The following is a 23,512-nucleotide window of genomic DNA, read 5'->3' as shown; positions in this document are numbered from 1 at the left end:
TTTTCTTATTCTGAATCTTTTGGTGTTTCTGTAAATTCTTTCTTAGGTTTATGATCCTTGTGATGACGTGGGCGGTGAGGTCTCTCAGATTTTTCGCCTTTTTCATCACGTTCAGGTTTTGGAGGACGAGGAAGAAGAGCTTTCATAGAAGCATCCACACGTCCTTTTTCATCAATCTTGATAACCTTAACAGCAACTTCATCCCCGATTGCTACCAAGTCTTCGACATTATTGGTACGCGTCCAAGCCATTTCAGAAATGTGAACAAGGGCATCTGTCTTATCAAAGAGGTTAACAAAGGCACCAAATTTCTCGATACGAACGACTTTAGCACGGTAAACTTCATCCACTTTGGCTTCACGGACCAAACCAGCAATAATTTCTTTAGCACGGTTAATAGCATCTTGGTCGCTAGAGTAGATAGACACATTTCCTTCTTCGTCGATATCAATCTTAACGCCTGTTTCAGCGATAATCTTGTCGATAGTTTCTCCACCTTTACCGATAACAATCTTGATCTTATCCACATCAATCTTGATGGTATCAATTTTCGGAGCAGTTGGAGCCAATTCTGGACGAACTTCTGGAATCGTTGCTTCAATCACATCAAGGATTTCAAAACGCGCTTTCTTGGCTTGGGCAAGGGCCTCAGTCAAGATTTCTGCAGTAATCCCTTGAATTTTGATATCCATTTGAAGGGCTGTAATCCCGTCACGAGTACCAGCAACCTTAAAGTCCATGTCTCCAAAGTGGTCTTCTAAACCTTGGATATCTGTCAATACTGTGTAGTTGTTTCCATCTGAGATGAGACCCATGGCAATCCCTGCTACTGGCGCCTTGATTGGCACACCACCAGCCATAAGGGCAAGAGTACCCGCACAGATAGAAGCTTGAGATGAAGAACCGTTTGATTCCAAGACCTCAGCTACCAAGCGGATGGCATATGGAAATTCTTCCAAACTTGGCAATACTTGAGCAAGGGCACGCTCACCAAGAGCACCGTGACCGATTTCACGACGACCTGGCGCACCATAACGACCAGTTTCCCCTACAGAGTATTGAGGGAAGTTATAGTGGTGCATAAAACGTTTCTTGTACTCTGGATCCAAACCATCGATGATTTGAGTTTCTCCCATTGGAGCCAAGGTCAAGACAGAAAGAGCCTGAGTTTGGCCACGAGTGAAGAGACCTGAACCGTGTACACGAGGAAGGAAGTCAACAACCGCATCCAAAGGACGGATTTCATCGACCTTACGACCGTCAGGACGCACCTTGTCTTCTGTGATCAAACGGCGCACTTCAGCATGTTCCATTTGTTCCAAGATTTCAGCCACATCACGCATGATACGGTCAAATTCTTCGTGGTCCGCATATTTTTCTTCATACACAGCAGTCACTTGGTCTTTAACTGCTTGAGTTGCAGCTTCACGAGCCAATTTTTCTTCTACTTGGACCGCTTTTTGGAGATCGCTGTTGTAGGCTGCGATGATTTCAGCCTGCAGGTCCGCGTCCACATGAAGCAATTCTACTTCTGCTTTTTCTTTACCGACAGCAGCAACGATTTCTTCTTGGAAGGCAATCAATTCTTTGACTGCTTCGTGTCCTTTAAGAAGGGCTTCCAGCATGATTTCTTCTGACAATTCTTTAGCACCAGACTCTACCATGTTGATGGCGTGTTTGGTACCTGCTACTGTCAATTCAAGAAGCGATTGCTCTGCTTGTTCTTGACTTGGGTTGATGATGATTTGACCATCTACATAGCCCACTTGTACTCCAGCAATTGGTCCGTCAAATGGAATATCCGAGATAGAAAGCGCCAAGGATGAACCAAACATAGCTGCCATTGGTGCAGATGCATTTTCATCGTAAGAAAGGACAGTGTTAATCACTTGTACTTCATTACGGAAACCTTCCGCAAACATAGGACGGATCGGACGGTCAATCAAACGCGCTGTCAAGGTAGCATCTGTTGAAGGACGTCCTTCACGTTTCATAAAGCCACCAGGAAACTTCCCAGCTGCATACATTTTTTCTTCGTAGTTGACTTGAAGAGGGAAGAAATCCCCAGTTGCCATCTTCTTAGACATAACGGCAGCAGTCAAGACAGTTGACTCACCGTAACGCACGACAACAGAGCCATTTGCTTGCTTAGCAACCTGACCAGTCTCTACGATTAACTCACGACCTGCAAAAGTCGTTTGAAACACTTGTTTTGTCATTTTAATCCCCTTTGGATTGATAATATTATACGTCTTGCCTACAAAAATCAAGATACTAAGCCGTTAAGCAACTCAAAGGAAAATAGGAAATCGGACGACGGAGCGACTGCTCCTAGGCAGATTTATCTTTTTCCACAGAGTTGTAGGCGTGTTCAATTCTCAAGATACCAAGGACGTCAAAAGCAAAGTAAAAATAGGAAACTGACGAAGTCTTCGATGAAGACAAGACAGTTTATCTTTTTTACACAGCTTTTCGGCCGGGTTCAATTATACAAGATAGCATTCGATTGACGCAGTGTGCGATGCACACTAGGAAATCTATCTTTTTCACTAGGGATTTAGCCCGTGTTCAATTCTCAAGATACAAATCATTAGAAAGGTTTGATACTAAAGCATCTAAACCTTTCACGCTAATCGCTATCAGGCGATTAGCTAAATGCTTTACTAACTCTCTCGTCAAATAACGTCGATTTGACTCGTTCGTGTCGCTCAAACTAAATACTGAAAAGAACAAATTATTAAAAAATTTCTGTCATAAAATTGAGAATCGACAAATCCTTTGAAACTTAAATACCCTCATCTTTGTATCAAGTACGTACAGAGTCTATTTTATCATATTTTTCTTAAAAAGTGCGGTCTTTACCATTAAAAAGGAACCATTCCCCTCACTTGAGAAGAATGGTTTGCTTTTTATTATCCTAGAGACTGATGATTAAACAAGGCATGAGTTGCTTGGTGGATGTATTTTGCTGTTTCAGCGTTGTTCATGGTATAGAGATGAACACCAGCCACATCCTGAGTTACCAAGTCCACGATTTGGTCCACTGCATAGGCAAGTCCTGCTGCTCTGAGCGACTCAGGGTCATGCTCATACTTATCTAAGATGGCTTTAAATTTGCGTGGAAGATGGATATTCTCACAAGTCTTCAAGAGGCGGAGAGCCTGATTTCGATTCAGAATTGGCATAATCCCCGCATGAATGGGAACATCAATTCCAGCCAAGATGCATTTGTCTTGGAAATCATAGAAGCGCTCATTGTCAAAGAAAAGCTGAGTTACAAGGCTAGAACAGCCTGCATCTACTTTCTTCTTGAGATTTTGTATATCTGAAATCTGATTTGGTGAATCTGGATGCCCTTCTGGATAGCAAGCGCCAATAATATCAAAGTGAGGAGCTTGTTCCTTGATGAACTCAATCAAGTCCGTTGCGTAGCGGAAATCCTTTTGCGGTTCCACATCAGGGATGATATCTCCACGCAAGGCCAAGATTTTCTGCACCCCAACCTTGTCCAAGTCAGCAATAGTTTCAGCAACCTTGTCCTTGGTCAAATAGATGGCTGGCAAGTGAGCAATAGTTGGAATCGCCAAGTCATTTTGGATAAAATCAGCCAAACGAACCGTCGTTTCCTTGATATTAAATTTATTATTGCTGGCAGTTACACTGATAAAGTGGGGAGCCAACTCCTGCATATCTTGAAGAGCAGAAATAATTTTATCATTACCCACGGCTGGGTTTGGAGGGAACACTTCAAATGAGAGTGACGGTGTTTGGCGTGACATAGTCTTTATCCTTTTCTTTTTGATTTCATTATTGCTAACCTAACTAGGCTAAGCATCCTCTTGATCAGACAGTGTCAAGCAAGAAATCGGATCTTACAATTTCTCACGCGCAGCTTTAGCTGCTTCAACAAGGCGGATCAAGCTTTCTTTTGTTTCTGGAATACCACGTGTTTTCAAACCACAGTCAGGGTTGATCCAAACTTTCTTGCTTGGCACTTTAGCAAGGATGGCTTCGATTGTGTTGTCAATTTCGCCTTCATTTGGTACACGAGGTGAGTGGATATCGTAAACCCCAGGTCCCACTTCTGTTTGGAAGTTTTTCGCTTTGAGTTCGTCCAAGATTTCAAGGTTTGAACGACTAGCCTCAAATGAGATAACGTCCGCATCCAAGTTGTCAATAGCTGGGATGATATCTGTAAATTCTGAGTAACACATGTGAGTGTGGATTTGTGTGTCTGGCGCTACTGTTGAGTGTACCAAGCGGAAGGCAGGAATTGCCCAGTCAAGGTAGTCTTCGTACCAGTCGCTACGACGGAGTGGCAATTTTTCACGAAGAGCAGCCTCATCGATTTGGATGATTTTCACACCAGCAGCTTCAAGGTCAAGTACTTCATCCTTGATAGCAAGGGCGATTTGAAGAGTTGAATCCTTGATAGAGATGTCTTCACGTGGGAATGACCAGTTGAGGATGGTAACAGGTCCAGTCAACATACCTTTAACAGGTTTGTTTGTACGGCTTTGTGCATAGCTAGACCATTTAACAGTGATAGGGTTAAGCCGAGTGACATCACCCCAGATGATTGGTGGTTTCACCCCACGCATACCGTATGATTGTACCCAACCATTTTTAGAGAAGAGGTAACCTGACAAATTTTGACCGAAGTACTCAACCATGTCATTACGCTCAAATTCACCGTGCACAAGGACATCAAAGTCAATATCTTCTTGCCATTTGATCCATTCGTCGATCGTTTCAGCAAGGAAAGCATCGTACTCTTCTTGAGACAATTCACCTTTACGGTAAGCCAAACGTTTAGCACGAACTTCCTTAGTTTGAGGGAATGAACCGATAGTTGTTGTTGGAAGAGCTGGAAGTTTGAAAGCTTCTTCTTGGATGGCTTCACGTTCTGCAAAGGCTGGCAAACGAGTGTAGTCAGCATCTGTCAAACCAGCGATACGCGCACGAAGTTCCGCATTTTCACCCACACGCTCAGTCGCAAAGAGTTCTTTATTTGCTGCAAGAGATTCTGCTCCTTGACCATTGCGGATAGCATCCAAATCACGGATTTCGTCTAATTTTTCAACTGCAAAAGCAAAGTGGTTCAAGATAGCTGGTTCAAATTCTTCGTTAGCAGTTGTAAATGGCACATGAAGAAGTGAGCATGAGCTAGTCAAAACAATGTTTTCAGCTGGGATTTGCTCAAGAACAGCCAAGCTCTTTTCGTAGTTGTTACGCCAGATGTTTTTACCATTGACAATCCCTGCATAAAGAGTCTTGTCAGCTGGGAAGCCACCTTTAACCAATTCAAGAGTTTTCTTACCTTCAACGAAGTCCAAACCGATAGCATCAACTGGCAAGTTTACAAGATCAGCGTAAACGTCACGAACGTCTCCGAAGTAAGTTTGAAGCAAGACTTCGAGACCTTTTTTGTCAGCCAAAAGTTTGTTGTAGAGGTTCAAGAAGAGTGCTTTTTCTTCGGTTGTCAAGTCTTTGACAAGAGCAGCTTCGTCCAATTGGATGCGAGTTGCACCAAGTTCAGCCAATTTTGCAAAAACTTCTTGGTAAGCAGCTACTAAGCTGTCTACAAAGTCTTCTGCTTTCACACCTTCTTCAAAGTCTGACAATTGAAGGAAAGTGAATGGACCTACAAGAACAGGACGAGTGTTGAGACCAAGTTCTTTTGCTTCTTGGAACTCATCGAAAATCTTGTGACCTGCAAGTTTAACTTGAGTGTCTTTTTCAAATTTAGGCACGATGTAGTGGTAGTTGGTGTTGAACCATTTCTTCATTGGAAGGGCACGAACATCCCCCTTTTCTCCTTGGTAACCACGACCCAAAGCAAAGTAGCGCTCAAGGTCAGACAAGTCCAAGTTTTGAACTGAAGCAGGTACCACGTTGAAAAGGAAAGCTGCGTCTAGGAAGTTATCATAGTGAGAAAAGTCATTTGATGGGATTTCAGTGATACCTTTTTCTTTGACGATATTCCAGTGTTTAGCGCGCAATTCTTTTGCTGCTGCCAAGAGTTCTTCTTCTGAGATTTCTTTTCTAAAGTATTTTTCAGTTGTAAATTTTAATTCGCGGAATTCGCCCAAACGAGGGAAACCGATAATTGTAGTTGACATGATGTGTCCTCCAAAATTTGTTGTTGAAACTATCTTAACAGAAAAGAAATCATCTGTATAATTGTAAAAAATTAGGCTTTGATATAGTTTGAAACTATACCTTTATTTTGAACAAAAGAAAAAGACTTGAGACACATGCCTCAAATCCTTTGTATAGCTTGTTTTATAGCTGTATCCCAGTTAGAATACTCAAATGCGTTATTAGTAATTCTTATAAGTGACTATGACTTGTTATTAGAAAAGACTATTACTGATTCTAGTCAACTTTTCCCCTATTCAAGTGGAACGACTGCTAGTGTCTTTCCTAAACTAGCTAAAACTTTCAAGACTGTATCCAACTGAGGACTAGTCTTTCCTGTTTCCATTCTAGCTATGACAGGCTGGCTTACTCCACTAAGTTCTTCTAGCTTTTTCTGGCTGATTCCTTGCTCATGTCTGGCTTCAATCAACTCACTCATGATAGCCACTCGCATATCACTTTCAAGAATTTCCTCCTTGGTAAAGAGTTCAGATCGGACATCCTTCCAATTACTACCAATAGCACTAGTCTTCATCACTTAACCTTCTTTCTTTCTAATTTAATTAGAACTCAAAAGTTATTAAAAGTAAATCCTAACATTCATAAAAAGAAGACCTTAGAAAAATTCCAAAGGTCTCATCTTTATTATTCGAAAAAAATTACGGGAAGAGTTATAAATTAAAGACAATCCTTACTATTATTCCAGCTCTATCCCCTTCTCACCGAGATTAGCCAGACACTCCTCATAATAGGCGTCGTCATGTTCACTGTATATAGGATTAGTCAACTTCTCCTCTGCTAAATCTTCATAAGGAAGGCAAGTCTTACCACGATAGTTCTTGTCCAGCCACTCTGGACTGACATTGTAGCCACGGTTAGCCATCTCCTCCATGATCAAGTCATGATAGGCATAGAGACGATAGGGTGAGTGAGTAAAGACATAGTCCACCGTCGCATGCTTTCTGCCCCAGCCATTGCCACGTAGGGCACAACACTCTCGATGTTGCCCCAAAAGTTGAGGACGTGGAAGTTGTGGAATCAAAGCCTCATGCCAAAGTCTCATAGGAGTCTCCTTTCAGTAAAGTCGAATGTTGCAAGAAGCTATTTGGATAGCGTTCAAGCAAGTCTCGAGTCTTAGCGATCACATCTTCCTTGGAAGCCTGACCAAAGCGGTAGCGATCCAGCAAGAGCATGTAGTCCTTGCGCTCGGCATCTGTCGCTTTCTTTTTGAAATAGCCCCAAACATGTTGAAAGGCATTGCAAACCTGACCCCTGTGTTCTGGGATTTGACATGCACGGTCAATCATCTCTTGAACCTTACTCACCTCCACCTGTTCATTCTTCAAGTATTGGCGAATCTCATTGTAAATATTGCTGGAATGACTCAAGACGAGATATTTGTTCCTAGCCCAGAGTTGTTGGCACTGGGATTTTTGGTTAGTTTGTTCCATGTTTCTCCTTGTTTTCTATCAGTTTCCAGGAAATATGGAAACCAAGTTTTAACTTAAAAATGAGCGAATAAATAGTGTTTTTTGTAGAACCTGATTTTTCTAATAAATCGTGGTCGACACCCCCTTAAATACCTGAATAAGTCTCTACCAACAACTGAATCTTACGTAAAACTTCTTGCTTTTTCCGTTCACGCGCTCCCTGTCGACGAGAAGTTGGGGGAATAATCGAATCCAAATCAGTCCCACTGTTCTCAGCATAACCTCGTTGAATTGATTTGTCGATGAATAATTGATAATCAGCTACAAGCTTCTCAGCCTCAGCTAGGTCATGGATTGCGATTTTCTTGCGCTCCTTGCCATATTCATAGAAAGCATTGATAATCCCATCATGGTCTTTCAATTTTTGCAAATCAGTGTCATTGATAAAGCCGATAACCAACTCTTCTTTGGCACGAATATCGATACTAGAACGAATCACACGACTAACTTCTGCTTTCATTGCTTCTTTGGACTCAGAATTCTTCGATTTTTCAACAATCAATGCAAGAATGTAGTCCAGATTAATCTCATCTGTTTTTAAGAGTTCGATTTCAAATGCAACATCTGAAAGATCAACATCCAAATCCTTAGTCTTTTCATAATTTTTAAGGTTCAAAAATTCATCTCGAATTTCCACATAGGCACTTCGTTTTTCAAGTAAATGAGGTAATTGTTTCCCCACGCTTTATGAATGCCACTTCCCCCAACTCTTTCCACTCAACGGGACAGTTTTGGATTTCTTCTAGGAATGTTCATTTCGTACTCTCTCATTTCTTTAGTATTTCTTCCCATTTCCCCACAAATCCAATATGATGCAGATGAATCACTGCTTGATAGCGTTTAATGAGTTCTGACAATTCACATAAAAAACCTTCATTCCATTTTTTCTTATCAGGATAGAGGCTTTTAACTGCATAAAGCTGTGCCATTAGTCTATTTTTCAATTTACTATTGTCATTCATAAAAGCAGGGAGTTGACCAGGGATCTTTGTAAAGCTTGTGTAGTATAATCGATTATAATGGGCGCAGTAATTTCTTAAAACCACTGCAACTTCTAGATAGGTTCTAACTTGAGTGGACTTTATACCGACATTTTTAGCAATTTCTTGTTGAATATCTATCGGAGAATCTGCAAAAAATTTCGAAGTCATTCCAAAAGTAAAAAATTCTACTAAAACCCAAATAGGGAATTCTCCATCATATTTTCGCTGATGATGCTTATAAATCGGACTTTTCTGTCTATGGCTCAATTCTTTTTCAATATCTTCTAAAAATTCATCATGTTTATGAAATTTATTAAAATTAATCGCTTCTTTATAAGCTAAAGCTCCGTATTTGTTTCCATGATGATAGGCAACTTGAGTCCTAAAATACAACTCAATATCCTCTAAATACTTGAAAATAAGCAAGCGTAACTCTGCATCAAAACAAGCAATTCTATAGATTTTCTCCAAAGAAACCTTACTAGAATCATACTTCTGCGTGTCTTTATCACGAAAAGGTAAAAAATAAGCAGTTAGCCGATAATAATTAACCTTTTGTAAAATATCAATCGCATACTCATTTGATTTGATATCTTTACATCCGTGCTCAATTAATTTGGCCACCTGTTCATCCCAAGTTTTAAATTCTTTAATTTTCATAATAACTTCCGTATAAAAAAATGTCCGCCTTGTCACATCAAAGAGAGGTGGGCGGTCCTATTAATTCTATTATACCGTTTTTAGCAGATAATTCAAGGATTTTTTACTTTTTTTGAAATTATGACAAATTATTTTCAAAATGCACGATACAAGATTTGACAATATCAGATATCTGACTAAATTTAGTCCAAATAAATAAGCCCGATAACAGATTAGGAACAAACTGTAGTCTCGCTCCAAGATGAACAACTTTCCCTGCTACATCAAAAATACCAACATCTCCTAATCGAAACCAACCTAGACGGAAAGCAATCAGGTCTCTATATTCAACATTTTATTACTCATAGTGATTGCTGACCTCCTCTATTTTTAGGATTTCGATTTCTACAGGGATGGAAAAAACCTTCTCCATCACCCTTTAAAATCATTCAAAAATTCTTTAAGTTCAGCGTCGGTTTCTGATCCGCGGAAATTCTTCATAATCTATAAAATGACGTTAATTCTAAAAAACTTTCTTATTTATTTCCGAAACATTATTCTTTCCAGCTCGTCCATCACTTGGAGTTTTTGCCATGGTAATAGTATAACGGTTATCATCAAAATAAGTTAGTTTATAATGTTTCCCTTCGTCAGAAATAGAGAATCCCAATTGTTTCAAATCTTGCTTCAACTTTCCAGTTAAACCTCTGTAGTCTGTTAAGAGACGTTTTACTTCTTCTCTCTTCTTACTAAGAAAATCTTCAATATTATTTTGCTGAATAATATCCTGAACAATATGTTTTTTGCGTGTATCATCTTGAATATTTGCTAAACTATCAGATAATACAGATAAAATAAATTCTTTCTTCTCATCTTGGAAAAATTCCTTTTCACTTCCACTAGATAAGAAACCACTATCATTCACTGTCCTATTATTGAAAGAATCTTTATAGAAAGCTAACTCATTTTCCAAATCAGAGATACTGTCACGTAAACGGCTATTTTCTTCCGTAAGATCATCGAAATCACTACTAAAACTATTGAGGAGTTCCTCCGTTTCTTCCTTAGTTCTCTCTGCTTTAGTTCTTTTTTCTCTTTGACTTTCGAAACGATCATTAAGTAGGAAGGTTGTCACTCCATCCCAAGTATATAAAGGATCAATGCTTTGCTGATTTGTAAAATTAATAATGTCTTTTACAATGTTTTGTCTAGTTATAGTGGGATCAAAATATTCATAATTTAAAAGTCTCTTATGTTTCACCACATCTGATTGATAATAGATTCCAATTGCTCCATTGTACTCGTTAGCCCCTCACATTGTTCCCGAATTAAAGTATTTGTTTCAAGATCATATTGTACAAAAATATGTGCTACACCTTTAAGGGAATAAGCCAATTTATTAATGTCAATAGGAATCCTATCTGAAAATGTCTTTGATACATAAACCACGGGTAAATCATAGCTCTTTGTACTATTTATGACATCAGTCAAAATATTGGCATTTTCAAAATCAATCCAATGGGGATCCATCAATATAGGAAGATCATTGTCATTTACAACATAACCTTTTTCAATCAATAGTTTAATAAATAATGGAGTTGTGAATGAAGGATCAACACCAATAGCATCTTCTGTAAAACTACGATCCAGCATGATTGACATTTTATAGTCTCTAAAGTTCATGATATAATCTGTTTTCCAAATGATTCCATCATCTAATTTTTTTACATATCTTACAGCTATGATTTCTTCATTTCTATATTCTTTAAATTCCAGTGAAATGGTTTCATCACCAAATTTTTGATTGTAGGATCCATCCCAATTCAAATTGGGTATAACATTATTTTCATGTGGACTTCCTTGATTCCATTCAATTACTAAATTCAAAAAATCATCTTTAGTTAACGACTTATCAATCTTTAAAATTGTAGAAAAAAGTAACATTTCTTTTCCTTCCATTACTAATCTAACTTAACATGACACATAAATAAAAAAGTATTTTTACCTCTACTTCTTTTACTTTTTGAAGTTGTCAACATATTCTTTAATATATTCCATCTCAAGTCCTGAAAGTTTCATTAATTTCTTCAACTGCAAATCAATATCATCTTCAAAATCAATTATATTATTCTCTGAGCTATAATCTATTAAATCTGGTACATATTTTCCCAATGACTTAAGCGATTCGTCCGTCATCAAAAATGCAAATCTAATAATATAACTCTTCATATACTTATAGAAATTTTGTGCTTCTTGCTCAGTATCAAACGCTTTTAGAGCTATGCGAGATCGTCCAAAAGCAGAATGATTATCTAAAATCTCCAGCTGATTATCACGTTTTTGGCCACCTGCATTGGCACTAGATACCACAACTTTCCACTTATCAATCAAATGACTATTCACCTTAATAGCATCTTTATCAGCAATAAACCACATTGCTCGTCCAGTTTTACCACTTTTATCATTGGTCAGTAATTTAATTTGATTTTTGTAATCTAATGACTGTCCAGTATAAATCTGAACTTTATCAGGATTCCGTTCTGCAAAGTCACTCTCAATCTGGAATAACTTTTGATTGATAACACTACTTTCAGAGATAAACTTAAATTTATTTACATTAACAAATTTTTCCAACTTATCAACAACATGACGATTCTTAGGATTTAAAACTAATAATTTTTCACCCGGATAATCAAGAAGTTCAACCTGATCAAATCCATCCTCAGAATAAATATATTCGAATTGAGTATTTTCCTTGCTGAAATCTTTAACTACGACTGAAATACCGTCACCAATAGCAACATCTCTAAAAATATCGTCTGCCTTAGGATAATAAAATAGTTTATCAAGGTGCGGACTATTTATTTGACTTAATCCAAATTCTGACATTCCCTTTCCAGACCTATGGATCCATCGTCCACCAGGATAAATCAAACAAGAGAAATTTTGAGCAACAACGTCAGCAACTAATTGAAAATCTTGAAAAACATTACGAACTCTCTTTTGTTGACCAAGTCTCATCGTTTTATCATTCGTAGACTCCTGATAAGGGGGATTCCCAATCACAACATCAAATTTCACTTTTTCAAAAGCCTCCTCTACTTGTTTTTTTCCTTCTTCAATACTTGATTTTAAAGTATTTGAAAAGTTTTCGATATAGGCTACATTCGTTTTAAATTTTTTGTAACCTGCTAACGTTCGTTCTGTTATAGTCTTAGCCATTGGTGTTTTTGCAATGGCATAAATGTTGTTTTCTAAGATTCCACGATAGACACTGTCGGCGTCAAAGCGATTATCATCATTATTTTGTACATATCGATAATAGAGACTCATAGCAGCATGTAAAGGGTAAAGTCCCGTCTTAGCATTAATATCAATGATTTTAGTATCTGGATGGTAAACACTAGCCGTAACTTCTGTTTCTATCCAATGAAGATTAGGCTTAGCACCATCTGTCATAGATTCAAAGTTATCATCATAAAAATTAAGTCCTCCGATTCCTTTAGCAATTTGCATATTGACCACGCGCCATGGTGTCAAAACAGTCTCCTTATCTGGGTTTTTAAAGCTACTAAATAAAGTGGCAATCTCTTCTGCACGTTCAATAAAATCAAGATTATCAAAAGATTTAGCTCGTTGACGAATGATCCGCCCAGCCTCAATAAAGACTTCAGCATCATAATACTTGGTAATTTCTTTGAACATTCCTTTAGTGAATCCAGATGGCATAAATTCTTTCCAAGATTCGTCATCGACTTCTTTGATAAAATCTTCTATCGTGATATCTTTACTTAAATCGACATCCATTCCGTAGATCATCATTGGAATACGAATAGAAACTCCACGTAAGATAGAAATCAAAGTTTTTTGTTGTTTACGAGCCTTTTTGAGTTTCTCTATTGCTTCTTTTTCCTCTTGAGTACGTTCACGAGGTGGTTTTTTCTTACCACGTTCTGCCTTATCATACTCTTCATTGGTTAAACCACTTTTATTAACTGTCACCTTGGTAGGTGTTTTTTGTTTTTGCGTTTTACCGACGATAGCACTTAATTTATTAAAACGTTCAGCATCATCAGAAGTTAGTGTTAAGAGGTGGTCATTATAAAGGCTATCATCTTCAAAACCTGAGCGAACAGCTTTTTCGGCATAGACTTTCTTTATCTGCGTTAACATACGATCAACATCAAAGGGTTGCATGCCATTATCGCCTTTACCCAAAATTGGTAAAAAGTTAAGCAGATTTGACATAGCTTGTTTCTGTTGTTGAGTATTTTTCTTACCAACACCTGAGTTAATTTGAGCACTTTCAGCCATTACTGTCAAAGCACGATCAGGAGCAAAATCAAAGATGTAACAACGTTTCTTCATACCTAATTTTTCGTGAGAGAATGGTGTCTGCGCACGAAAAGCAGCCTGTAAATAATTCATAGAACTACTTGTATTTGAAAGAAACATAACGGCTGTCCACTCTGGAACATTGACACCTGTTGTTAATTTACGAACAGTTAAAGTAATCGTCTTTGTCCCAGACGGATCATCTGTTATTGCGTTTCGAACTTTTGCAAGATCATCATCTGAACTATCTATAATATTATCACTTTTATCATTTCTGACTACATTAACAATTTCATAGTCAACTCCAAAAACTGGATGCTCTTTTAGAAGTTTTTCAAAAGCATTTGCTTCTTTGACACCTGGCATAAGCCAAAGGGTATGACGTAGTTCTTCTCGATACTCTTTTGTTGAAAACGGATAATTGGTCTCACTATCAGGATTCGTAATATTATCCAAAAAACGTCGAACATCTGCTTTATAAACTAATTCTCCCTTATCATCAACTCTAAAAAATTCTCGGAAATTAAAAGCTTTATTTTCATCAGTAAATTTTTCCTTATGTTTCATCTCAAAAGTATACATAAGCACTTCTGGAAGTTGTTCATATGGGTTAGGTTGATCAGGATTTTCCAAGTCCCATTTCAGTTTGGCTTGTTGTTCCATAACATAGTCCCAAGTGTAGACTTGTTCAGGTGCAAACTGATCAAGAAGGTTAAATGGTGTACCAGATAATTCTAGAATCTTGGTGTGACCTTCTTTAACTAAAGCTTTCATGACTGTATCACTTAGTTCAGTTTGAGTTCCTTCATGTGCTTCATCAATAATGATTAAATCCCAGTCTATATCAGTAAATTCAGGAAGATTAGTTTGAGCACCTTTATACCGGAGGAGTTGAATAGAAGCGAAATAGATAAAGGGATTGTCTCCCTTTTTCAGTGTTGAAAGTTTTTCCCCCTCATCAACTGAACCATATAAATACCCAGCGTTTGCCATATCCATTTTTTTGTAATCTTCAAACCATGAATCACGAACTACTGGTCTATGTGTCATGATTAGAACACGTTGAAAGCCTTCTTGTTTAATAAGCTCCAAAGAGGTTAAGGTTTTACCAAAACGCATCTTGGCATTCCAAAGCATTCGATTTTTTTTCTTATATGTTTCCTGTGTTTGCTTAACGGCAGCATCCTGTTCAGGACGAAGCGTGATTTTAACTTTTTCAGTTTTATATTCAGCTTGAATATCATTGATAAAAGATTGCCCATCCTTTACTGCCTTGATGGCTTTTTTAGCTGTCTCTAAATCAGTCTTAAACCATTCATTACCTGCTAATTCTTCAGGGTGTTTAATTCCTGACCGCTTTAAAACTTCATGGACGTCATGATCATGAAACCAAGTTTTTGTAGATTTTTTATAAGCTAGCTCAACCCACCCAAGTTCAAAATGAAGACCAGCGGTTGTCATATATTGCTTAATTCTTTTTGGTGCTATTTTACGTAAAAACTCACTATTAGGGGTCCAGTCTGCTTCAATATCGTCAGAAGCTACAGATCCTTCTCCAATTTTTTGAGCCCCTTCATAAGCAGCAAATTTCCCACTTTCATTATTCACTGTCTGAACATAGATAAACTTGCGTTCGGCAGTTGTATAACGCTCTTGCGCTTTGGGTTCTAAGAAATTCTCATACAAAGAAACTTTAATTTTCTTATCAACATACTCAGTCATGAACCAAACTAAAATCATATAAACTAACTTTAATGACTTTAGTGCATTCTCTTGAGTTGCATCTTTAGGATTTAGTTCATGAGCTGAATTATTTCCATGCCCTTTAATTTCAAAAAAAGCATCCACTACTGCCTTATTTTTAATATAAGATTTGATAGTTTGTAACGTCTCATGAAAAGTAGAATGAGACGGTAATTCAATGAATACACGATCAGCAAATAGGATTGCTGTATTCTCAGCAACTTTACGAACTTTAGTCAACACACCCTCGTAATCTTGTTGAGTATAGTTATTCTCAGCCATATTTATAGTTGAAAAAAGTTCTGCTGTTTCTATGTTCACTCTTAAAAAATCAAAATTCGACATCATAAAATTCTATTCTCCCAAGGTATAAACTTTTTTAATCCTTACTTGACGGACTTCTTTATTTTGCATGTTTTCTTCCGTGAGTTCAAATAAGCTTAGTTGTCCTTCAATCATTTTTCCATTATCAACTATATCTTCACCAAATAATTCAGCAAATGTAAAAGGAATTTTTTCAACCAAACTAGGATAACCCTTTATTCGTTTCCACTCATTAAACATGATAGGCTCATCTGTATCAGGATGTCTTTTTGTCAATGTATTCCCTCTAACAATATTTTTAGTAATTAAGTAACGAGCTGATTTATATAAATCATTTCTGCTACTCAACCTTTCTCCAAATGCTTCCTCAAACCAATCAAGATAATGCAAAAACATTCTTGCTCTAGCAACTTCAAGATTATCTTCAAGATATTCAATTCCATAAATTGATGATAAAGCAAACAAAGATTTTGTTTTCCAATTTTTCTTGTCATAATTCCTAGTAACAGCAGAGAGTTTTCTTTGAAGTATTGCTTCTAAAAAATTCCCATCTCCTGCTGAAGGTTCCAGAAAAGTCGCATAAATATCTGCTGTTTTTTCCCTTATACCAGGAGTATCTAGCATCTTTTGGACCATCCATGAAGGGGTAAAAACCTCCCCATGTTTTTGTACTCTCTCTTTCGATTTAATAATATTTTCTTCCATGACCCTCCCCATTCTTTAATCAACCAAGTTTAAATTACATTTGAATGTACATATTAAAAAAATTTCATCTCATCTACTATTTTCTTATATTATACCACGAAACCACAAAAATCCCCTTAGAAATCCGCTTCTAAGGGGTTGTCTTTATCCTGCTGTTTGGGCTGGTTCTGCTGGTTTGGGCTTCTTATCTTTCTTGCCACTAGTGATGAGACGGCGCTTACTGTCTCGGATTGTATTGAGTTCCTTGAGGAGTTAAGTCAGGTGTTCCTTTTCAGGATAGGCTTCTGCACTGGCTGCGGTATCACGCATAAAGAGGTCATAGCTGGTTGAAAGTTCGATACGGAGTTGTCTGGTCTTGCCAACTTCCTTGGCAGACTTGTGAGCATTCGCCTTACTTTCCACTTGGTAATATTCCTCTAGAGCATTGACCACCACCGTCAGCAACAGAATACTTGTAAATTTATTGAATGACGATTATTCTAAACTCAGATCACATGTAAACTTTAGGAAGTAGACCTATTTACTTTCTATTCCTCTTCAAAAACACTCATTCCCCCTTTCTCCTCCAAAATATGGTATAGTAGAGTTATACTATCTACGAGGAGTTTACATGTCACAGGACAAACAAATGAAAGCTGTTTCTCCCCTTCTGCAGCAAGTTATCAATATCTCATCGATTGTCGGTGGGGTTGGGAGTTTGATTTTCTGTATTTGGGCTTATCAGGCTGGGATTTTACAATCCAAGGAAACCCTCTCTGCCTTTATCCAGCAGGCAGGTATCTGGGGGCCACCTCTCTTTATCTTTTTACAAATTTTACAGACGGTCGTGCCTATCATTCCTGGGGCCTTGACCTCGGTGGCTGGTGTCTTTATCTACGGGCACATCATCGGGACTATCTACAACTATATCGGCATCGTGATTGGCTGTGCCATTATCTTTTATCTGGTGCGTCTCTATGGAGCTGCCTTTGTCCAGTCTGTCGTCAGCAAGCGCACCTATGACAAGTATATCGGCTGGTTGGATAAGGGCAATCGTTTTGACCGTTTCTTTATCTTTATGATGATTTGGCCCATTAGTCCAGCTGACTTTCTCTGTATGCTGGCTGCCCTGACCAAGATGAGCTTCAAGCGCTATATGACCATCATCATTCTGACCAAGCCCTTTACTCTCGTGGTTTATACCTACGGTCTGACCTATATTATCGACTTTTTCTGGCAAATGCTTTGACATGTAAAAAATCCGTTTGGTTTCCCAAGCGGATTTTGTGCTTTATTTTGAAACTTCTTTTGCAAGGACAAAGTTCCCAAGTGTAGCAGAACCATTTCCTGCGACTGCTGGCGTTACAATGTAATCACGCACATCTGGTACTGGTAGATAACCATTAAGGAGAGCTGTAAATTTCTCACGGACACGGTCCAGCATGTGTTGTTGAGCCATGACCCCTCCACCAAAGACAATCACGTCTGGGCGGAAAGTCACTGTCGCATTAACCGCAGCTTGAGCGATATAGTAGGCTTGAACATCCCAAACAGAGCTGTTGAGTTCAATGTTTTCACCACGAATACCTGTACGAGCTTCCAGACTTGGCCCAGCCGCAAAACCTTCCAAACATCCTTTGTGGAATGGACAAACGCCGTTAAATTCTTTTTCAATATCCATTGGGTGTTTAGCCACATAGTAGTGACCCATTTCAGGGTGACCCACACCACCGATAAACTCACCACGTTGGATAACACCAGCACCGATACCTGTACCTATTGTGTAGTAAACCAAGTTTTCGATACGGCCACCAGCATTGTTACGGGCAACCACTTCGCCGTAAGCCGAGCTGTTTACGTCTGTAGTGAAATACATTGGCACGTTAAGGGCGCGGCGAAGGGCACCAAGCAAGTCTACATTTGCCCAGTGAGGTTTTGGAGTCGTCGTGATAAAGCCATAAGTTTTTGAGTTTTTGTCAATATCAATGGGACCAAATGAACCAACTGCGAGACCAGCAAGGTTATCGAATTTTGAAAAGAACTCAATAGTCTTATCGATTGTTTCAATTGGAGTTGTTGTTGGAAATTGTGTTTTTTCTACAACGTTAAAGTTTTCATCACCGACAGCACAGACAAACTTTGTACCGCCCGCTTCTAAGCTTCCATATAATTTTGTCATGATAAACCTCTTGTTTTTATTTTCTTTATTATAGCATATTTCGAAAGTCTAAATTTCTCTATTTTTTAGATTTTCCTCTGTAAATCTTACCATTCAAGCAAAAACGAACAAACATGTCATTTGTTCGTTTTCATTTTGAGAGGGAATATAGTACTCAATGAAAATCAAAGAGCAAACTAGGAAGCTAGCCGAAGGTTGCTCAAAGCAATGCTTTGAGGTTGCCGATAAAGCTGACGTGGTTTGCATTTGATTTTCGAAGAGTATTAGGCTTTCACTTCGATCACAGCATCACCCTTCGCAACTGAACCTGTTGCGACTGGAGCTACTGAAGCGTAGTCAGCTGTGTTTGTAACGATAACCATTGTTGTATCATCAAGACCAGCTGCAGCAATTTTGTTTGAGTCAAATGTTCCAAGAACATCGCCTGCTTTCACCTTGTCACCTTGGGCAACTTTTGCTTCAAAACCGTCACCGTTCATAGACACAGTGTCAATACCAACGTGGATCAAAACTTCGGCACCATCAGTTGTTTTCAAACCAAAAGCGTGTCCTGTTGGAAAGGCAATTGAAACTTCAGCATCAGCTGGTGCATAAACCACACCTTGGCTAGGTTTCACAGCGATACCTTGTCCCATAGCTCCACTTGAGAAGACTGGGTCATTAACATCGGCAAGAGCGACAACGTCACCAACAATAGGGGTTACAAGTGTTTCATTTTGAAGAGCTGCTGGAATGTTACCAGTTGTTTCTTCTTGGACCAAACGTTCTGTCTCTACTTCAGTAGCAACTTCTTTTTCATCCTCATAACCAAACATATAAGTAAGAGCGAAACCAAGAACGAATGATACAGCTACCATAAGAAGGTATTGGGCAAGTTGTCCGTTACCGATGTAAAGCATTGTACCTGGGATAATTGTGATACCATTACCAGTACCAGCAAGTCCAAGGATAGAAGCCAATCCACCACCGATTGCACCAGCGATCAATGAAAGGAAGAATGGCTTACGGAAGCGCAAGTTCACCCCGAAGATAGCAGGCTCTGTAATACCGAGGAAGGCAGAAAGAGCTGCTGGGAAAGCAAGTGTTTTTAGTTTTGGATTTTTAGTTTTAACACCAACCGCAACAGTTGCAGCACCTTGAGCTGTCATAGCCGCAGTGATGATAGCGTTGAATGGGTTAGCATGGTCAGCAGCAAGCAATTGAACTTCAAGCAAGTTGAAGATATGGTGCACACCTGACACGACGATCAATTGGTGAACCCCACCAATCAAGAAACCACCAAGACCAAATGGCATGCTAAGGATTGCTTTGGTAGCGATAAGGATGTAGTTTTCAACAACGTGGAAGACTGGTCCGATGACAAAGAGTCCAAGGATAGACATAACCAAAAGTGTCACGAATGGTGTTACCAAAAGGTCAATGACATCTGGAACAACCTTGCGGACAGCTTTTTCAAATTTAGCTCCGACAACCCCGATGATGAAGGCTGGAAGAACGGAACCTTGCAAACCAACAACAGGGATGAAACCAAAGAAGTTCATAGCTGTTACTTCACCACCTGAAGCAACTGCCCAAGCGTTTGGAAGTGAGCCAGAAACAAGCATCATACCAAGAACGATACCAACGGCTGGATTTCCACCGAATACACGGAAGGTTGACCACACAACCAAACCTGGCAAGATGATGAAGGCTGTATCTGTCAAGATTTGAGTGTAAGTTGTCACGTCAGCTGGAAGTGTCATTCCAAGAGCAGTCAAGAGACCACGCACACCCATGAAAAGACCTGTTGCTACGATAACTGGGATGATTGGAACGAAAACGTCACCGAAAGTACGGATAGCACGTTGGAACCAGTTCCCTTGTTTAGCAGCTTCTGCTTTCATGTCATCTTTAGATGATGTTGGCAAACCAAGTGCAACAACTTCATCGTACATTTTGTTAACTGTACCTGTACCAAAGATGATTTGGTATTGACCTGAGTTAAAGAAAGCACCTTGAACTTTTTCCAAGTTCTCAATCACTTCTTTATTGATTTTTCCTTCATCTTTGACCATGACACGAAGACGAGTCGCACAGTGAGCTACACTGTTGACATTTTCACGTCCGCCCAAGGCATCGATGACTTTTTTTGCAATTTCCTGATTGTTCATTTGCAAAAATCTCCTTATATAAAATTTTGTTCTTGTTTGAAAGCGATTTTATTCGCCCTACGACTATTATTTTATCATGTTTTAGAAATATGTCAAGCGTTTTGCAGAAAAAATATTCTATCAACTTAGTTGGCTCGCTTTAGATTGATTGTTTTTGACTGTTTTATCAGGTATTCCTTAAAAAACAAGTTTAAAATCTTGGTTAAAAGGGTTTTATTTCATTATCTTTCATATTTTCGTAAAAATTTGATTGATTTCCTGCATTTATTTTATGACAAACGTTTGACAGTTTTTTCTCTTTTTTAACATAAAAGTCTTGCTTTTTTTTCCGAAAACGGTTACTATTAAAAGTGATAAGATTTTCGGAGGAATGAAAGAATGGAATGGACAACTGAGCGTCGTTACAGACTTTATCAAGATTGGACGCAAGAAGAAATTAAGAATATTAAGGAAAATATGGCACAATCTCCATGGCATACTCATTACCATGTTGAGCCAAAAACAGGACTTCTCAACGACCCAAATGGCTTTTCTTACTTTGATGGAAAGTGGATTGTTTTTTATCAGAACTTTCCTTTCGGTGCCGCCCACGGTTTGAAATCTTGGGTGCAATTGGAAAGTGAGGACTTAGTTCACTTCACGGAAACTGGTGTCAAAGTTTTGCCTGATACTCCATTAGATAGCCACGGTGCCTACTCTGGTTCTGCTATGCAGTTTGGCGATAACTTATTCCTATTCTATACAGGAAATGTCCGCGATGAAAATTGGATCCGTCACCCATACCAGATTGGGGCTTTGATGGATAAGGATGGCAATATTACGAAGATTGACAAGATATTGATTGACCAGCCAGCAGACTCTACAGACCACTTCCGCGATCCGCAAATTTTTAACTTTAAGGGGCAATACTATGCTATCGTCGGCGGACAGGACTTGGAGAAAAAAGGATTCGTCCGTCTCTACAAAGCTATTAACAACGACTACACCAATTGGAAAGCTGTTGGCGACCTTGACTTTGCTAACGACCGCACTGCCTACATGATGGAATGTCCAAATCTGGTCTTTGTAGGCGAGCAACCTGTCCTTCTCTACTGTCCACAAGGATTAGATAAGGATGTTCTAGATTACGACAATATCTATCCAAATATGTATAAAATCGGGGCTTCCTTTGACCCTGAAAATGCCAAAATGGTAGATGTGTCTCAACTTCAAAACATGGATTATGGTTTTGAAGCCTATGCAACTCAAGCCTTCAACGCTCCTGATGGACGTGCTCTAGCAGTTAGCTGGCTTGGTTTACCAGATGTTTCTTATCCATCTGACCGTTTTGACCATCAAGGAACCTTCTCTTTGGTCAAAGAACTGACTATCAAAGACGGTAAACTCTACCAATACCCAGTCTCAGCGATCAAAGACCTTCGTGCGTCTGAAGAAGCCTTCTCAAACCGTGCTCAAACAAAGAACACCTATGAACTTGAACTCAACTTGGAAGCCAATAGCCAGAGCGAGATTGTCTTACTTGCTGACAAAGAAGGCAAGGGACTCTCCATCAACTTTGACCTTGCAAATGGTCAAGTGATAGTGGATCGTAGCCAGACTGGTGAACAGTACGCCCAAGAATTTGGGACAACTCGTTCTTGCCCTATCGATCATCAGGCTACTACTGCTACAATCTTCATCGATAACTCTGTCTTTGAAATTTTCATCAATAAAGGAGAAAAAGTATTTTCTGGTCGTGTCTTCCCACATGCGGACCAAAATGGTATCCTGATCAAGTCTGGAAATCCAACTGGAACTTACTATGAATTAGATTATGGTCGCAAAACTAACTGATGTCGCAAAACTTGCAGGTGTCAGCCCTACTACCGTTTCTAGGGTTATCAATAAAAAAGGCTATCTCTCTGAGAAAACCATTCAAAAGGTCAATGAAGCCATGCGAGAATTGGGCTATAAACCCAATAACCTGGCTCGTAGTCTGCAAGGAAAATCAGCTAAGTTAATCGGCTTGATTTTCCCAAATATTTCCAACGTTTTCTATGCAGAATTGATTGATAAACTGGAACACCAACTCTTCAAAAATGGTTACAAGACCATCATCTGCAACAGTGAACACGATTCTGAAAAAGAACGTGAGTACATCGAAATGTTAGAAGCCAATCAGGTGGACGGCATCATTTCTGGTAGTCACAACTTGGGAATTGAAGACTACAATCGTGTGACAGCTCCGATTATTTCCTTTGACCGAAACCTGTCTCCAGATATCCCTGTCGTCTCCTCTGATAACTATGCTGGTGGGGTCCTTGCAGCCCAGACCTTAGTCAAGACAGGAGCCCAGTCTATCATCATGATTACAGGGAATGACAATTCCAATTCTCCAACTGGACTACGCCACGCTGGCTTTGCATCGGTTCTACCCAAAGCTCCTATTATCAATGTTTCCAGTGACTTTTCTCCAGTCAGAAAAGAAATGGAAATCAAGAATATCTTGACCCGACAAAAGCCTGATGCCATCTTTGCTTCGGATGATTTGACGGCTATTCTAGTCATTAAAATTGCCCAAGAACTGGGAATCTCTGTCCCAGAAGATCTCAAAGTCATCGGCTATGATGGGACTTACTTTATCGAGAATTACTATCCTCATTTGACAACGATTAAGCAACCTATGCAAGAGATTGCTCAACTCACTGTTGACCTCCTATTACAAAAGATCGAAGGCAAGGAAGTCGCAACAACCGGTTACTTCTTACCAGTCACCCTATTACCAGGAAAAAGTATTTGATACTCTTCGAAAATCTCTTTAAACCACGTCAGCGTCGCCTTACTGTAGATATGGTTACTGACTTC

17 protein-coding genes and 3 pseudogenes are annotated in these 23,512 nt (G+C 39.0%); 3 read left to right on the top strand and 17 right to left on the bottom strand.

Annotated elements, in window-relative coordinates:
* Positions 1-5 precede the first annotated feature (5 nt).
* The 15 genes and pseudogenes from pnp to HT718_RS09635 all read right to left on the bottom strand — a co-directional run.
* Positions 6-2,219 (bottom strand): polyribonucleotide nucleotidyltransferase, encoded by a 2,214-nt coding sequence (pnp, locus tag HT718_RS07335; RefSeq protein WP_173268030.1) that lies wholly within the window; start codon positions 2,217-2,219, stop codon positions 6-8.
* Between the two features lie 693 nt (positions 2,220-2,912).
* A complete protein-coding gene (gene metF / locus HT718_RS07330) occupies positions 2,913-3,779 on the bottom strand; it encodes a methylenetetrahydrofolate reductase [NAD(P)H] (RefSeq protein ID WP_173268029.1) in 867 nt (288 codons plus the stop codon).
* Positions 3,780-3,872: 93 nt separating this feature from the next.
* Entirely contained in the window at positions 3,873-6,122 is a 2,250-nt protein-coding gene (metE, locus tag HT718_RS07325; protein ID WP_173268028.1) for a 5-methyltetrahydropteroyltriglutamate--homocysteine S-methyltransferase, read from the bottom strand.
* A 272-nt stretch (positions 6,123-6,394) separates the two neighbouring features.
* Positions 6,395-6,676 carry a helix-turn-helix transcriptional regulator gene (locus tag HT718_RS07320; protein ID WP_000857968.1) on the bottom strand — a complete coding sequence of 94 codons (282 nt, stop codon included), beginning with the start codon at positions 6,674-6,676 and terminating at the stop codon, positions 6,395-6,397.
* Positions 6,677-6,838: 162 nt separating this feature from the next.
* The gene (locus HT718_RS07315; protein ID WP_001241785.1) at positions 6,839-7,204 is read right to left on the bottom strand and encodes a TIGR02328 family protein; all 366 of its coding nucleotides are present in this window, start codon (positions 7,202-7,204) and stop codon (positions 6,839-6,841) included.
* On the bottom strand, positions 7,188-7,592 hold the full coding sequence (locus HT718_RS07310) for a YbgA family protein (protein WP_000438483.1): 405 nt from the start codon (positions 7,590-7,592) through the stop codon (positions 7,188-7,190). Before HT718_RS07310 ends, HT718_RS07315 begins: the two co-directional genes overlap by 17 nt.
* A 124-nt stretch (positions 7,593-7,716) precedes the next feature.
* Positions 7,717-8,313, bottom strand: a complete 597-nt coding sequence (locus tag HT718_RS07305) for a hypothetical protein (RefSeq protein ID WP_000517965.1) — start codon at positions 8,311-8,313, stop codon at positions 7,717-7,719.
* An 85-nt stretch (positions 8,314-8,398) separates the two neighbouring features.
* Positions 8,399-9,274, bottom strand: coding sequence for an Abi family protein (locus tag HT718_RS07300; protein WP_173268027.1), 876 nt, complete (start codon positions 9,272-9,274; stop codon positions 8,399-8,401).
* A gap of 133 nt (positions 9,275-9,407) precedes the next feature.
* A pseudogene (locus tag HT718_RS09640) lies at positions 9,408-9,572 on the bottom strand (Fic family protein); the annotation flags it as partial.
* A 39-nt stretch (positions 9,573-9,611) separates the two neighbouring features.
* A pseudogene (locus tag HT718_RS07295) lies at positions 9,612-9,683 on the bottom strand (addiction module toxin RelE); the annotation flags it as partial.
* 93 nt (positions 9,684-9,776) lie between these two features.
* Positions 9,777-10,514, bottom strand: coding sequence for a hypothetical protein (locus tag HT718_RS07290; RefSeq protein ID WP_050543102.1), 738 nt, complete (start codon positions 10,512-10,514; stop codon positions 9,777-9,779).
* On the bottom strand, positions 10,511-11,212 hold the full coding sequence (locus HT718_RS07285; RefSeq protein ID WP_173268024.1) for a hypothetical protein: 702 nt from the start codon (positions 11,210-11,212) through the stop codon (positions 10,511-10,513). The genes HT718_RS07290 and HT718_RS07285 overlap by 4 nt, the downstream gene beginning before the upstream one ends.
* A gap of 57 nt (positions 11,213-11,269) precedes the next feature.
* The gene (locus tag HT718_RS07280) at positions 11,270-15,679 is read right to left on the bottom strand and encodes an Eco57I restriction-modification methylase domain-containing protein (protein ID WP_173268026.1); all 4,410 of its coding nucleotides are present in this window, start codon (positions 15,677-15,679) and stop codon (positions 11,270-11,272) included.
* Positions 15,680-15,685: 6 nt separating this feature from the next.
* Positions 15,686-16,360: a hypothetical protein gene (locus tag HT718_RS07275; protein ID WP_000392120.1), complete on the bottom strand. Its 675-nt coding sequence runs from the start codon at positions 16,358-16,360 to the stop codon at positions 15,686-15,688.
* Positions 16,361-16,504: 144 nt separating this feature from the next.
* Positions 16,505-16,804 (bottom strand): annotated as a pseudogene (locus tag HT718_RS09635) (hypothetical protein); the annotation flags it as partial.
* Between the two features lie 166 nt (positions 16,805-16,970).
* Between HT718_RS09635 and HT718_RS07265 the strand changes: the two are divergent.
* A complete protein-coding gene (locus tag HT718_RS07265) occupies positions 16,971-17,588 on the top strand; it encodes a TVP38/TMEM64 family protein (protein WP_000076168.1) in 618 nt (205 codons plus the stop codon).
* A 42-nt stretch (positions 17,589-17,630) separates the two neighbouring features.
* Here the strand turns inward: HT718_RS07265 and scrK are convergent, their stop codons facing one another.
* Both scrK and HT718_RS07255 read right to left on the bottom strand, forming a co-directional pair.
* Positions 17,631-18,518 carry a fructokinase ScrK gene (gene scrK / locus HT718_RS07260; protein WP_033685440.1) on the bottom strand — a complete coding sequence of 296 codons (888 nt, stop codon included), beginning with the start codon at positions 18,516-18,518 and terminating at the stop codon, positions 17,631-17,633.
* A 263-nt stretch (positions 18,519-18,781) separates the two neighbouring features.
* Positions 18,782-20,668, bottom strand: coding sequence for a sucrose-specific PTS transporter subunit IIBC (locus HT718_RS07255; RefSeq protein ID WP_188110789.1), 1,887 nt, complete (start codon positions 20,666-20,668; stop codon positions 18,782-18,784).
* Positions 20,669-21,046: 378 nt separating this feature from the next.
* Here HT718_RS07255 and HT718_RS07250 point away from each other — a divergent pair, with 378 nt between their 5' ends.
* Both HT718_RS07250 and HT718_RS07245 read left to right on the top strand, forming a co-directional pair.
* Positions 21,047-22,501, top strand: coding sequence for a glycoside hydrolase family 32 protein (locus tag HT718_RS07250; RefSeq protein WP_173268025.1), 1,455 nt, complete (start codon positions 21,047-21,049; stop codon positions 22,499-22,501).
* On the top strand, positions 22,482-23,447 hold the full coding sequence (locus HT718_RS07245) for a LacI family DNA-binding transcriptional regulator (RefSeq protein ID WP_020900747.1): 966 nt from the start codon (positions 22,482-22,484) through the stop codon (positions 23,445-23,447). Before HT718_RS07250 ends, HT718_RS07245 begins: the two co-directional genes overlap by 20 nt.
* The last annotated feature ends 65 nt before the right edge of the window (positions 23,448-23,512 follow it).

Origin of the sequence: Streptococcus sp. 714, assembly GCF_013277115.1 — a bacterium.
GTDB lineage: Bacteria > Bacillota > Bacilli > Lactobacillales > Streptococcaceae > Streptococcus.
This window is presented reverse-complemented; position numbering and strand designations above follow the sequence as displayed.